12 protein-coding genes are annotated in these 13,799 nt (G+C 65.0%); 6 read left to right on the top strand and 6 right to left on the bottom strand.

All coding sequences use genetic code 11. The features are described 5' to 3' along the window. Positions 1–8: 8 nt before the first annotated feature. From ACVIW0_RS21220 to ACVIW0_RS21210, 3 genes are all read right to left on the bottom strand, one after another. Entirely contained in the window at positions 9–2,213 is a 2,205-nt protein-coding gene (locus ACVIW0_RS21220) for an RNA degradosome polyphosphate kinase (protein WP_461354092.1), read from the bottom strand. Positions 2,214–2,345: 132 nt separating this feature from the next. After that, positions 2,346–3,023 (bottom strand): P-loop NTPase family protein, encoded by a 678-nt coding sequence (locus ACVIW0_RS21215; RefSeq protein WP_461354091.1) that lies wholly within the window; start codon positions 3,021–3,023, stop codon positions 2,346–2,348. 84 nt (positions 3,024–3,107) lie between these two features. Further along, positions 3,108–3,650: a CDP-alcohol phosphatidyltransferase family protein gene (locus tag ACVIW0_RS21210; RefSeq protein ID WP_456755167.1), complete on the bottom strand. Its 543-nt coding sequence runs from the start codon at positions 3,648–3,650 to the stop codon at positions 3,108–3,110. A 160-nt stretch (positions 3,651–3,810) separates the two neighbouring features. On the opposite strand from ACVIW0_RS21210, the gene purM reads away from it, so the two are divergent. Both purM and purN read left to right on the top strand, forming a co-directional pair. Then, a complete protein-coding gene (gene purM / locus ACVIW0_RS21205) occupies positions 3,811–4,884 on the top strand; it encodes a phosphoribosylformylglycinamidine cyclo-ligase (protein ID WP_461354090.1) in 1,074 nt (357 codons plus the stop codon). Next, a complete protein-coding gene (gene purN, locus ACVIW0_RS21200) occupies positions 4,881–5,531 on the top strand; it encodes a phosphoribosylglycinamide formyltransferase (protein WP_461354089.1) in 651 nt (216 codons plus the stop codon). The genes purM and purN overlap by 4 nt, the downstream gene beginning before the upstream one ends. Positions 5,532–5,665: 134 nt before the next feature. On the opposite strand, the gene ACVIW0_RS21195 is transcribed toward purN, so the two are convergent. The 3 genes from ACVIW0_RS21195 to ACVIW0_RS21185 form a co-directional block, all read right to left on the bottom strand. Further along, complete coding sequence (locus tag ACVIW0_RS21195; RefSeq protein ID WP_021079877.1) at positions 5,666–5,869, bottom strand: cold-shock protein; 204 nt, start codon at positions 5,867–5,869, stop codon at positions 5,666–5,668. A 353-nt stretch (positions 5,870–6,222) separates the two neighbouring features. Further along, positions 6,223–7,371, bottom strand: a complete 1,149-nt coding sequence (gene rnd / locus ACVIW0_RS21190; protein ID WP_461354088.1) for a ribonuclease D — start codon at positions 7,369–7,371, stop codon at positions 6,223–6,225. A gap of 952 nt (positions 7,372–8,323) precedes the next feature. After that, the gene (locus tag ACVIW0_RS21185; protein ID WP_461354087.1) at positions 8,324–9,076 is read right to left on the bottom strand and encodes a helix-turn-helix domain-containing protein; all 753 of its coding nucleotides are present in this window, start codon (positions 9,074–9,076) and stop codon (positions 8,324–8,326) included. Between the two features lie 90 nt (positions 9,077–9,166). On the opposite strand from ACVIW0_RS21185, the gene mhpA reads away from it, so the two are divergent. The 4 genes from mhpA to ACVIW0_RS21165 are packed head-to-tail and all read left to right on the top strand — an operon-like array spanning position 9,167 to position 13,776. Then, positions 9,167–10,684: a bifunctional 3-(3-hydroxy-phenyl)propionate/3-hydroxycinnamic acid hydroxylase MhpA gene (gene mhpA / locus ACVIW0_RS21180; RefSeq protein ID WP_461354086.1), complete on the top strand. Its 1,518-nt coding sequence runs from the start codon at positions 9,167–9,169 to the stop codon at positions 10,682–10,684. Further along, entirely contained in the window at positions 10,656–11,510 is an 855-nt protein-coding gene (locus ACVIW0_RS21175) for a fumarylacetoacetate hydrolase family protein (RefSeq protein ID WP_461354085.1), read from the top strand. Before mhpA ends, ACVIW0_RS21175 begins: the two co-directional genes overlap by 29 nt. 18 nt (positions 11,511–11,528) lie before the next feature. After that, complete coding sequence (locus ACVIW0_RS21170) at positions 11,529–12,527, top strand: VOC family protein (RefSeq protein ID WP_461354084.1); 999 nt, start codon at positions 11,529–11,531, stop codon at positions 12,525–12,527. Positions 12,528–12,543: 16 nt separating this feature from the next. After that, positions 12,544–13,776, top strand: coding sequence for an ABC transporter substrate-binding protein (locus ACVIW0_RS21165; protein WP_461354083.1), 1,233 nt, complete (start codon positions 12,544–12,546; stop codon positions 13,774–13,776). Positions 13,777–13,799: the final 23 nt, after the last annotated feature.

Here is a 13,799-nt window from a genome sequence, read left to right as displayed (position 1 = left end):
AGGCCCCCTTAGGACGATGGCTGCTGACGTTCGTTGCGACGCGTGAGACGGCGCGGTGAAGATTCCTTGAGAGACTTACCACGGCCGGACAGACTCGGATTTGTCATGAAGTAGTCATGCAGATTGAAAGGCTCTTCGCCTTTCGCGGCCTTCATACGCGTAGACGACCCATCCGGCAACAATTGCCAGCTCTGCTCGGTGTCCTTCAGGTTCGCGACCATGATCTGTTCGAGAACCTGCTGATGCACCGTGGGATTTTGCAGCGGACAGAGAACCTCGACGCGGCGGTCGAGGTTCCGCGGCATCATGTCGGCGGACGAGATATACACAGCAGCTTTTGTGCTCGGCAGGCCTTGCCCCATGCCGAAGCAATAGATTCGGCCGTGCTCCAGGAACCGGCCGATCACCGATTTGACGCGGATGTTCTCCGACAACCCGGGCAGGCCGGGGCGCAGGCAGCAGATGCCGCGCACCACGAGCTCGACCGAGACGCCGGCCTTGGAGGCCTCGTACAGCGCGTCGATGATGTCGGGGTCGACAAGCGCATTCATCTTCATCCACACCGCGCCCGCACGGCCGTGCTTGACGTGGGCGATCTCGCCATGGATGTGCTCGATGATCCGCTTGCGCAAGGTCAGCGGCGACACCGCCATCTTCTCGATGTCGCTCGGCTCGGCATAGCCGGTGATGTAGTTGAACACCCGCGCGACGTCGCGGCCGATGATCGGATCTGAGGTGAAGTAGGAGAGGTCGGTGTAGATGCGCGCGGTGACCGGATGATAGTTGCCGGTGCCGGTGTGCACATAGGTGGTGAGATTGCCGCCCTCGCGGCGCACCACCATCGACAGCTTGGCGTGCGTCTTTAGCTCGATGAAGCCGTACACCACCTGCACGCCGGCACGTTCGAGGTCGCGCGCCCAGCGGATATTGGCTTCCTCGTCGAAACGCGCCTTGAGCTCGATCAGGGCGGTCACCGACTTGCCGGCCTCGGCGGCCTCCGCCAGCGCGCGCACGATCGGCGAGTTGTTCGAGGTGCGATACAGCGTCTGCTTGATCGCGACCACGTCGGGATCGCGCGCCGCCTGTTGCAGGAACTGGACGACGACGTCGAAGGATTCGTAGGGGTGGTGGACCACGAGGTCCTTCTGCCGGATCGCGGCGAAGATATCGCCGCCATGGTCGCGCACCCGCTCGGGATGACGCGGCACATAGGGCGGGAACTCGAGGTCGGGGCGGTTGAGGCGGGTGAGCTGCGACAGCTCGTTCATCGCCAGCACGCCATCGACCAGGATCACTTCATCGTCCGCGGCTGACAAGGCGTGCTGCACGAAGATGCGCAGCTCTTCCGGCATCGTGGCCTCGATCTCGAGCCGGATCACCGATCCGCGGCGGCGGCGCTTGAGCGCGGTCTCGAACAGGCGGACGAGGTCCTCGGCCTCTTCCTCGATTTCGAGTTCGGAGTCTCTGATGATGCGGAATGCGCCCTGGCCCTTGACGGTGTAGCCGGGAAACAGGCGGCCGATGAACAATCCGGTGGCCTGTTCGAGCGTGATCAGCCGCGCCGGAGTGCCTTCCTTGGTGGACGGGATGCGAATGAAGCGGTCGATCTTGCCGGGCATGCGGATCAGCGCGTTCATCGCCTTGCCGTCGGAGATCCGCGACAATTGCAGCGCAACGGTGAAGCCGAGGTTCGGGATGAACGGGAACGGATGCGCCGGATCGATGGCGAGCGGGGTCAGCAGCGGGAAAATGTTGTGGAGGAAGTGATCCTCGATCCAGCTGCGCTCGGACTTGGTGACATCGCGCCCGTCGACCAGTTGGATGCCGACCTTGGCCAGGATGTCACGCAGGTCGCTCCAGATCGCCTGCTGGTCGGAGGCGAGCTGCGACACCGTCTTGTTGATCATCACAAGCTGCTCGGCCGGCAGCAGGCCGTCCGGGCTGCGCTCGGTGATGCCCTCGCGGACCTGCGCCTTGATGCCGGCGACACGGACCATGAAGAACTCGTCGAGGTTATTCGCCGAAATCGACAGGAAGCGGACCCGCTCCAGCACGGGATGGCCGAGATTGACCGATTCCTCGAGCACCCGGCGGTTGAAATGCAGCCAGGAGAGCTCCCGGTTGATGAATCGCTCGGGGCTGGTCGCGATCGTGGGGAGAGGCGCGAGTTCCGCCTCTTTCTCTTTGATTTCAGATGCTTGTGCCGAGTCCATCAAGTGCTGGTCCAATTCGGGGCGAGGGGCCGGAGCGGTCTAGCCGACGGCCGCAGAGACCATGTGATATTGCGATGACGTTTCGATGACATTGATGTTCCGTCCGCCTGCGCCGTCAAGCCGCGGCACCGCTCAGGCGTCGCGCAACAGCTCCGCCGCCAGCGCCCGCGTGACCGGCCGGCCGAGCCGGAGCGCCTCGGTGTCGAGCAGCTCGACCGCCTGACGGACGGCAACGTAGGAGCGCTCGATCCGGTTGCAGAGGTAGCTGACCAGCGGCTCGTCCACGCTCATCTGGCGGTCGGCGCAGAACTTGACGATCAGGCCGCGGAACAGCTGGTCGTCGGGCGGCAGCAGCGTCACCGTCGGCACCGCGCGGAGCCGCGACCGCAGATCGCGCAGCTCGATCTCGAACGCAGACGGCGGGATACGGGCCGTGATCAGCAGGTAGGCATCGTCCTGGCGCGCGAGATTCATCAGGTGAAACATCGCGCGCTCGTCGAAATCCGACGGCCTCAAATCCTCGACTACCAGCGCGCCGGTCGCGAGCGCGGCCGGCACCGTCTCGGCAGTCAGCGCATGTGCCGCGGTCGCGCGGGCGCCGGCGCTCTCGGCCCAGATCGCGGCGAGGTGGCTCTTGCCGGAGCCGTCGGGGCCGACCAGCAGCATGATCCGGTTCGGCCAGTCGGGCCAGCCGTCGATCAGCGCCAGCGCCGCCTCATTGGCCGGGCCCTCGAGGAAATCGTCGCGGGTCAGTTTCTCCTCGTGCGGCAGGGCCAAGGCCAATTGACGAGGTTGAACGCTACCGGCCACGCAAGTCTCCAAACCACTTCATTATTTTAGCATGATCGCTGCGCAAACGCTTTGCGTTTGTCGCGGGCACCGGTTTCCAGTTTTCTACCGAGCCTCGATCGTGCTCATGTGCCGCACCCACTCCACGAGATAGAGTGACACCGAACCCAAAGTAAAGATCGTGACCAGGCCCATCAGGATCAGGTCGTAGGGATGCGGCTCGAAGCGAAAGCCGAGCGAGGCGAGCACCAAGGCTGCAAACGCGACCTGCGCCGCCGTGTTCAGCTTCGACACCATCAGCGGCTTCATCTCGACCGGCTTGTCGAACAACCATGACACAATCACGGCAGACACGATCATGATGTCGCGCGACACCACCAGAATCACGATCCAGCGCGGCACCGCGCCCCAGATTCCGAGCGCGACATAGATCGACACCAACAGCGCCTTGTCTGCGAGCGGGTCGAGCAGGGCGCCGAGCTCGCTCGTCATGTTGAAGCGCTTGGCGAGGAAACCGTCGACCGCGTCCGATACGCCGGCGATCACGAAGATCGCAAACGCGATCTCCATCTGGCTCGACACGATGGCCCAGACGATCACCGGCACCAGGATGATGCGGCCGAGGGTAATGATGTTCGGAATGCTCAAGTTGGGTCGCTTCCCGGCTAGCAGCCTGATTTTACTCGATATCCGGCTCTTTTGCGCAGCCGCCTTGTGTTATCTACATAGTATCGTGGCGAGCTGCCCGCGAGCCATTGCGCGGGGGCGGAATTCCTCGTAACCAGCCCCTTATCATCTGGAATTGGGCATGACCGAGCGCAAAAACGGGCTCACTTACGCGGATTCGGGTGTCGATATCGACGCCGGCAATCGTCTGGTCGATCTGATCAAGCCGATGGTGCGGGCCACCGCACGGCCCGGCGCGGACGCCGAGATCGGCGGATTCGGCGGGCTGTTCGACCTCAAGGCGGCGGGCTTCAAGGATCCGGTCCTGGTGGCCGCGACCGATGGCGTCGGCACCAAGCTGAAGATCGCGATCGAGACCGGAATCCATAGCGGCATCGGCATCGACCTGGTCGCGATGTCGGTCAACGACCTCGTCGTGCAAGGCGCGGAACCGCTGTTCTTTCTCGACTATTTCGCCTGCGGCAAGCTGCATCCGGAGGCCACCGCGCAGATCGTCGCCGGCATCGCCGAGGGCTGCCGCGAATCCGGCTGCGCGCTGATCGGCGGCGAGACCGCCGAGATGCCCGGCCTCTACAAGGACGGCGATTACGACCTCGGCGGCTTTGCGGTCGGCGCGGCCGAGCGCGGCACCCTGTTGCCGACCGGCGATATCGCGGCCGGCGATGCCGTGATCGGGCTGGCGTCCTCGGGCGTGCACTCCAACGGCTATTCGCTGGTGCGCAAGATCGTCGAGCAGTCCGGCGTGGCCTATGATGCGCCGGCGCCGTTTGCGCCGGTCATGACGCTCGGCGCGGCGCTGCTGACGCCGACCAGGCTCTATGTGAAGTCCTGCCTGCGCGCGATCCGGGATACCGGCGCGGTGAAGGGGCTCGCCCATATCACCGGCGGCGGCTTCACCGACAACATCCCGCGGGTGCTGCCGAAACATCTCGGCGTCGGCATCGATCTGGCGCGGCTGCCGGTGCTGCCGGTGTTCAAATGGCTGGCCGAGCAGGGCGGCATCGCCGAGCTCGAGTTGCTGCGCACCTTCAACTGCGGCATCGGCATGATCGCGATCGTCAGGCGGGATGCGGTCGATGCGGTGACCGAGGCCTTCACCGCCGGCGGCGAGACCGTGACGCTGCTGGGCGAGGTGATCGAGGCGAAGGACGAGCATCGCGTGGTTTATAACGGTCATCTCGATCTCTCGCGATGAAGCGCCGCACAGCCATCCTGATCTCCGGCCGCGGCTCCAACATGGTCGCGCTGATCGAGGCCGCCAAGGCGCAGGATTTTCCGGCCGAGATCGTGGCCGTGATCTCCAACCGCGCCGATGCGCCCGGGCTCGAGAAGGCGGCCGCGAACGGCATTCCGACCGTCGTCATCGAGAGCAAGCCGTTCGGCAAGGACCGCGCCGGCTTCGAGGCGGTGCTGCAAAAAGCGCTCGACGACAGCCAGGTCGAGTTGATCTGCCTCGGCGGTTTCATGCGGCTGTTCACCGCCGACTTCGTCCGGCATTGGTACGGCCGGATGCTCAACATCCATCCGTCGCTGCTGCCGTGCTTTCCCGGCCTCGATCCGCACGGCCAGGCGCTGCGCGCGGGGGTCAAGCTGTCGGGTGCGACGGTGCATTTCGTGATCCCGGAGACCGACGCCGGACCGATCGTTATGCAGGGCGCGGTCGCCGTGGCCGACGACGACACGCCGGAGACGCTCGCAGCGCGCGTGATCACCATCGAGCATCGCATCTATCCGGCGGCGCTGCGGCTTCTGGCCAGCGGCCGGCTCAAGCTCGAAGGCGACGTCTGCAAGACGCAGGGCAGCACCGCGACGGACGGCACACTGATCGCGCCGGCGCCTTAGCGCGCGGTGGCACGAGATGTCCTCGGGAAGAATCCCCCGGGTGATGCGGCCGGGGGAGGCATCAGGATGAACAGCGGCAGTCAGTGAACCCCGGAGGTTCAGCGAACCTTGGAGGCTCAGTGAACCCTGGAGGTTCAGTGAACCTTGAGGTTCTCTGCCGACGCCTTGCCGCGGTTCTCCACTAGCTCGTACTCGACGGTCTGGTTCTCGTTGAGTGTGCTGAGCCCTGCGCGTTCGACCGCCGAGATGTGGACGAACACGTCCTTGTCGCCGACGGCCGGCTTGATGAACCCGTAACCTTTGGTCGGGTTGAACCATTTGACGGTACCCTTCGGCATCGTCTCTCTCCCAGTCTAGACATAAAAAAGACGCGGCCACGTTTTCCACGTGCCACGCCACAAGCGGGCTTTCCGCCGTCTGCTCAGTTTCCGGGTCTTCAGATCCAAAGTCTTCAAGTCCGAAGTTTCGCCTCTCGAAGCCTTGTACGTCGAAGCTTTGGACAGCAACGTCGTGAAACGCACAGTCGAACGGCCGCGATCCGATTGTGAAAGGATTGCAACACGAAAATTGCGGCTTAGCAAGCGCGGTGGTTTCGTGTGACGCAACCTCCGCCTGTGCGGGTCGAACGCCGCGGAGCGTTCGGTCACTGGCCGAGTGCCGGTGGAACCTGGTGCGCGCAGCGCGGCGTGCGCTAGCCCCGATCGACCCGCACCACGCGGCCCTTGTCGATCGCCAGCGCGAGCTGGCCGTGCTTGAGCTTCAGCGCGGCCTCGCCGAACAATTCGCGCCGCCAGCCATGCAGGGCGCCGACCTCGGCGTGGTCGCTGGCCGCGATCTGCTCGAGATCGTCGACGGTGGCGATCACCTTGCTGGCGACGCCGTGGCGCTCCGAGGTCATGCGCAGCAGCACCTTCAGCAGCTCGACGGTCGCAGCGCCATTGGAATTGTTGCGCGGCTTTTCCAGCTTGGGCAGCGTGGCCTGATCGCGCGCCAGCCCGCGCTGCACCGCGGCAATGATATCGGCACCCCATTTCGAGCGCTCGAAACCCTTCGGCAGCGAGCGCAGGTTGCCGAGCTTGTCGAGTGAGGTCGGCGCATGGGTGGCGATATCGCCGACCGCATCGTCCTTGAGCACGCGCGAGCGCGGCACGTCGCGGCTCTGCGCCTCCTGCTCGCGCCAGGCCGCGACCTCGATCAAAACCGCAAGCTCGCGCGGCTTGCGGACGCGGGTCTTGAGCCGCTCCCAGGCGCGCTCGGGATGGAAGTCGTAGGTCTTCGGCGAGGTCAGGACCTCCATCTCCTCGCTCACCCAGTCGCTGCGGTTGCGCTTCCGCAAATCGGCATCGAGCGCGGCGAACACCTCGCGCAGATGGGTGACGTCGGAGACGGCGTAGTGCAGCTGCTCCTCGCTCAGCGGACGGCGCGACCAGTCGGTGAAGCGATGCGTCTTGTCGGGGCGGTGGCCGGTGACGCGATCGACCAGCTGGTCGTAGGCGATGCTGTCGCCATAGCCGAGCACCATGGCGGCGACCTGGGTGTCGAAGATCGGATGCGGGATGGTGCCGGAGAGGTGCCAGACGATTTCGATGTCCTGCCGCGCGGCGTGGAAAACCTTCAGCACGGCTTCGTTCGACATCAGCTCGAAGAACGGCTTGAGGTCGATGCCGGGCGCGAGCGCGTCGACCACGACGGCTTCGTCCGCGCTTGCCATCTGCACGACGCAGAGCAGGGGATAATAGGTCGTCTCCCGCAGGAACTCGGTGTCGACGGTGATGACCTTATGTTTGGCGAGCCGGTCGCAGGCGGCGGCGAGGTCGGAGGTCGTGCTAATCAGATCCATGAACAGTCCATGACGGCTTGACCCCACGCGTTCTGCCGAAAGTGCAGCTATGTCAAGGGTCTTGCAGGGATTTTGGCCCTGCATGGGGTAAGGGACACGGCATTTTTCAATTGATTGGGCGTGATTCGAGGGCGTTTTCCGCTTGGTCGTGCCGGGAATTCGTCGGTTCTGCCGGCTTTCGCCGGGACGACGATGAGGATGGTCGCGCGATCGGTACCGTTAGCCAACCCAGCATCGGTCTCATCGCCCGGCTTGACCGGGCGATGACAGCTGAGGTGGGAGACAGCTTCGCGTGCTCGCACCACAATTCGGTATCGTCCCGGCCTAGTGCGCAATTGCGCACGGAGGCCGGGACCCATAACCACAGGGTTGTGTTGGTGACGAGGGCTGTGGCACCAGCGTCGCGCAACAATTCGCTTTTGGGGTAATGGGTCCCGGCCTTCGCCGGGACGACAATGAGTTTGTTGCGCGAGCTGTGAATCATAACATCGCATTCTCGCGACATGATTTGTCCGAGTCTTGCTGTTCGTTCCACCCTCTCGGTTGGTGAGGGCGCAGGGAAAGCCGGGTGCCGATCGCACCCATGGGCCCCGTGCAATGGGTAGTAAGCACGGGGGTAGGACCACAGGTGTAACCGGGAACAACCCGGCCTTCCCTGCGCGATGGGTTACGGCTTATACGTGCTCTCCCCGGCGAGACTTGGCTTTGTTGTCACCGTCTTCGCGACGCGCATTGCGCAATCCGAAAAGACACCTACCGCTAGGGCGTCAGGCCTGCACGACTTCGCCGTCCGCCTTGCGTGCTCTCGTCAGGCCACGCGCAGCGTCCACCGCATCTCGACCCGCGTTCGTGACGACCGCGAAGCGCCCCTCGTGTCGGGCGAGACGGACGCATTAAACATCTGAGTTGGGTCGGATGTCAAGTTAAATTCTGCAAATCGGAAGGTCGGCGCCTACAACGCGCGCAGCCGGGCCTCGATGGCGCGGATGGCGTCGCGCAGCGGGGCCTGGCAGCGCGCGATTCCTTCCGTCGCGGTCAGCGCCTTGGTCATCCAGATGATCGAGGCGCAACCGATCACGTGCCGGTCGCGGCGGATCGGCATCGCGATCGTGCCGGTGTGAGGCCAGATGCGGCCGCCCTGGCGCACGGCGTAGCCGCGGCGACGGACGCTCTGCAACTGCTTCTCCGTTGCGGCGCGCTCGGTCAGTTCGCCTGACGTCTCGAGCAGATCGAGCAGCAGTGCGCGCTCGCGCGCGGTGGTGAATGCGAGGTAGGCGAGACCGGCGGAACTGGCGAGCAATGGAATGCGTACGCCGACCATGCGCCGGTCGATCGACATCGGTGCGAAGCGATGCGTGGACTCTCGGACCACCATTGTTGCGCCTTCGAGCGTCGTGACGTCGCACGGCCAGAGGATCTTGCGGGTGAGATCGAAGATCACGGGTGCCGCCGCCGCCCCCAGCCATTGCTCGTCCTCGAACCCGTCGGAGAGTTCGCGCACTTTCAGGAGCAAGGTGAACCGGTCGTCGGAACGGCTCTGCATGACGTAGCCGGCGTCGATCAGGGTTTTCAGCGAGCGATAGACCGTGGCCCGCGGCAGGCCGGTCTCCCGCGCCAGCGTCAGCGCGCTGGCAGAGGCGTGGCGGTTCAGCGCGGCGAGGACGGCGAGGCCCCGGCCGAGCGCGCGGATCGGTTTGACGTCCATGGTGTGTTCACCTGGTGAACAGAACTGCCGTCGTCGTTGCACGGTCCGTGACCGGGTGGCAAGCCTTATCGCAACGGAAAGGGGAAACGCATGGACGGGCCGCAACGCGTCAGCGGGCTTTATGACGTCGCAATCGTCGGGTTCGGCCCGGTGGGTGCGACCTTGGCCAACCTGCTGGCGTTGGAGGGGCTCAGCGTGATCGCGCTCGATCGCGAGGCCGCACCTTACGCGCTGCCGCGGGCCGTGCATTTCGACGACGAGGTCATGCGCGTCTTCCAGGCCATCGGTCTGGCAGACCAGATATTGCCGTTCACCCACGTCTCGCCAGGCATGCATTTCATCGACGGCGACGGCAAGCTGTTCCTCGACTGGTCGCGGCCGCTGCAAATCGGCCCAACCGGATGGCACACGAGCTATCGCTTTCATCAGCCCGACCTCGAACGGGTGCTTCGCGCCGGTGCGCGCGCCCACACATCGGTCGACATCCGCTTGCGCGCCGACGCCTTCGCAATCGATCAACGCAGCGATCACGTCGCGATCCGCTTTGAAAGCCTTGCCAACGGCAAGCTCGAGGAAGCGAAAGCGCGCTATGTCGTCGGCTGCGACGGCGCTCGCTCGCTGGTCCGGCGGCTGATCGGTTCGGAGCTGGACGATCTTGGCTTTCACGAGCGCTGGCTGGTGATCGACGCGATCCTGAAGCGGCCGAAACCCGAGCTCGGCGACTACAGCGTGCAGTTTTGCGACGCCCGCCGTCCGGCGACCTATGTCCGCAGCGTCGGCGATCGGCGACGCTGGGAAATTGCGATCATGCCGGATGACGATGTACAGCGGATCACCGATCCGGAGAATGTCTGGAAGCTGCTGGCGCGCTGGATCACCCCCGACGACGCCGATCTGGAGCGTGCGGCGTCCTACAGCTTTCATTCGGTCATTGCATCGAGCTGGCGCCGGAAGCGTCTCCTGATCGCCGGCGATGCCGCGCACCAGACCCCGCCGTTTCTCGGGCAGGGGATGTGTGCGGGCATTCGCGATGTGGCCAATCTTGCCTGGAAGCTCGGACGCGTGATCCGCGGCGAGGCGAGCGACGTCTTGCTGAACAGCTACCAGAGCGAACGGTATCCCCACGTCCGCGAATATATCGAACTCGCGGTCCGGCTCGGAAGCCTGATCAACGCGACGCGCATCGAGGGCCGGGAGGTGGGCGCAGAACCGCGACGGATGGCGACCATCAAGCCGCGGCTTGGGCCGGGTCTGTTCAGGCATGGGTGCACCGTGGCGGGCACGCCGGTCCCGCAGCCGAAGCTGTCGAGCGGGCGCCGGCTCGACGATCACGTCGGCTATCGTTTTGCCGCGCTCGCGCGGCCGGAGTTTCTGGACGGACTGGATATCGCGATGCATGAGCGCTGCTGCCAACACGGCATCGTCCTGGTCAGCGACGGCCAAGGTCCGCTGAACGACTGGCTCGACAGCGTGGACGCGAACGCCGCGCTGGTCCGGCCCGATCGATACATCGTCGGACTGGCGAAGACCCCAGAGGAATTGTCGGCGCTGGTCGACAGCATGAACCAGGAGGATTTGGATGAAGCTCGTATCGTTCTCGACTGCTGACGGACGCGGATACGGATGTGTCGTCGATGGCGGCATCGTCGTGTTGTCGACCGCATTTGGCGATCGTGCGCCAACCTTGCGAGATCTGCTGGCGGAAGGATTGCTTGGCGAGGCTGCGGAGCTTGCCAAGGCATCGATGCCCGACCTCGCCTTGAGTGCAGTCGCCTTCGATCCGGTGATCCCAAACCCCGACAAGATCATCTGCGTCGGCCTCAACTACCGCGACCACGTCGCCGAGACCGGCCGCACGGTCACAGAGAAGCCTGCGCTGTTCGCGCGCTACGCCGGCAGCCAGATCGGTCATCTTGCACCCCTGGTGAAACCTACGGTGTCTGATGAGTTCGACTACGAGGGCGAGCTGGCCGTCATCATCGGCAAGGGAGGACGGCACATCGCGCGGGACGCGGCGCTGACGCATGTCGCGGGCTACGCCTGCTACAATGAGGGCAGCATCCGCGACTGGCAGCGACACACCAGCCAGTTCCTCTCCGGCAAGACCTTCGCAGGCACGGGCGCGTTCGGGCCGTGGATGGTGACGAGCGACGAGATTGCCGATCCATCGAAGCTCACGCTCACGACGCGGATCAACGGACAGGTGGTTCAGCACACCACGACGGACCTCCTGATCACCGATATCCCGGGCCTGATCGCCTACATCTCCACCATCCTGCCGCTGCTGCCCGGCGACGTGATCGTGTCGGGCACGCCGGGCGGCGTCGGCGCAAAGCGCAACCCGCCGCTCTGGATGAAGCCCGGCGACGTTGCCGAGGTCGAGATTTCGGGGATTGGCGTGTTGCGCAATCCGGTGGTGGCGGAAGCCGCCTGACAGGGACGGAGGAAGCCAATGGAAAGCAATGCCGAAATCAACGCGCTCGGCTACATCGGCATCCAGTCGCAACGGCTCGAGGACTGGACCGGCTTTGCAACCAGGCTGCTCGGCATGCAGCCGATCGATCGTGGTGGCGGCACGCGCGCATTCCGGATGGACGACCGCACACAGCGCCTCGTGGTGAGCGATCGCGAGGGCGATGCTGCCGGCTTCTTTGGATGGGAGGTCGCCGATGCGGCCGCGCTCGAGCGGCTTGCGGCACGGCTGGAGCGGCACGGTACCGCGGTGCGTCGCGGCACCCGTCAGCTCGCGGACGAGCGGCACGTTGCCGACCTCATCGCCTTCCGCGACCCCGCCGGCAATCCGCTGGAGGTCTTCCACGGGCCTGCGATCGCGGACGCGCCGTTTGTGCCGGCGCGGCCGATTTCGGGATTCAAGACCGGGCCGCTCGGCATGGGCCATGTCGTGCTGAATGTCGAGGATGTCGAACCGCTGCTGCCGTTCTATCGCGATCTGCTCGGCTTCAAGGTCAGCGACTTCGGGTTGACGCCGTACAAGCTGTACTTCTTCCACGTCAACGGCCGTCATCACAGCTTTGCGATGGTCGGCTCGGGCCGGCGCGGGCTGCATCATTTCATGGTCGAACTTTACAGCCTCGACGACGTCGGGCAGGGCTACGATCTGGCGCAGCTCGACGAGGGACGGATCGCCTTCACGCTCGGGCGTCACACCAACGATTTCGTGACCTCGTTCTACGCCACGACGCCGTCCGGCTTCTTCGTCGAATATGGCTGGGGCGGCCGCGTCATCGATCCTGCCGCCTGGCAACCGCATGAAACCTTCGACGGCCCGAGTTTCTGGGGCCACGATCGGCTCTACATGGAGCCGGAAGGCCGCGAACGCCTGCGCGAGATGCGGCTCTCGGCAGCCGCACGCGGGGTGCGAGCGCCGATGCCGGACTGTCCCTGGCTCGACGCCATGACGGGGCGCGGCGCGTCCATCGAGCGAACATGAAGCAGGGGAGGTATTGATGGCCGGAAGGCGAAGCCTGACCGTGCGATGGCTGCTTGACGTGACGCTGCCGCTCATCGCTGCCGTGACGCTGTCGGGCAGCGCGTCCGCCGAGATCAGGGGCGACGCGATCCGCATCGGCGTGCTGACCGACATGAGCGGCATCTTCGCCACCGCGATGGGGCCTGGCTCGGTGGAGGCGGCGCGGATGGCGGCGGAAGATTTCGGCGGCAAGATCAATGGCAAGCCGATCGAGATCCTGCAGGCCGACCACCAGAACAAGGCCGACGTGGCGTCGGCGATCGCACGGCGCTGGTTCGACCGCGAGGGCGTGCAGGCCATCGCCGATGGCGGCAGCTCCGGCGCGGCGCTCGCCGTGCAGGAACTGGTGCGCGAGAACAAGCGGGTGTTGCTGATCTCGGGCGCCGGCGCCGTCGAACTCACGGACAAGGCCTGCGCCCCGACCAGCGTGCAGTGGACACACGATGCGTCCTCGACTGCCAATGCGGTCGTAGCCGGCGTGTCGAAGACCGTGCAGGGCTCCTGGTTCTTCATCACCGCGGACTATGCGTTCGGGCACGCGGTGGAGGCGATCGCGCGGACCAAGCTCGACAAGCTCGGGGTGAAGGTCGCCGGCAGCGTCAAGACCGCGCTCAACACGGCTGATTTCGCCTCCTTCCTGCTGCAGGCGCAGGCCAGCGGCGCCAAGGTGCTGGCGCTCAACGCCGCCGGCGACAATGTGACGATCATGAAGCAGGCGCAGGAGTTCGGCTTTGCGCAGCAGGGCATCGCGGTGGTGCCGATGACGTTCCAGAACATCGACATCGTCGCTGCCGGGCTTTCGGTCACGCAGGGCGACCTGATCGCGACCAGCTTCTTCGAGGATGTGACGCCGGCAGCGCGCAAATGGGCCGACGCGTTCTTCGCCCGCCGCAAGGCGATGCCCTCGCAGATCCAGGCCGGGGTCTATTCGGCCGTCCGGCATTATCTGCAGGCGGTGAAGGACACGGATTCCGACGACGGGGAAGTCGTGATGGCGAAGATGAAGGCGACGACGGTGTCGGATGCCTATACGCCACAGGGGGCGATCCGCGCCGACCAGCGCATGGTGCACGACCTCTATCTCGTGCAGGTCAAGACACCAGCGGAGTCCAAAGGGCCATGGGACCTGGTCAAGCTCGTCACCACGATCAAGCCTGACGAGGCATTTCGCTCGCTCGAGGAGAGCAAGTGTCCGTTGGTCGGGCGTTGAGGGGCGGCGATCGGCGCGTTCTT

This window comes from Bradyrhizobium sp. USDA 4454 (genome assembly GCF_054822705.1).
Note: the sequence above shows the minus strand (reverse complement) of the source record. Positions and strands in the feature narration are given on the sequence as shown.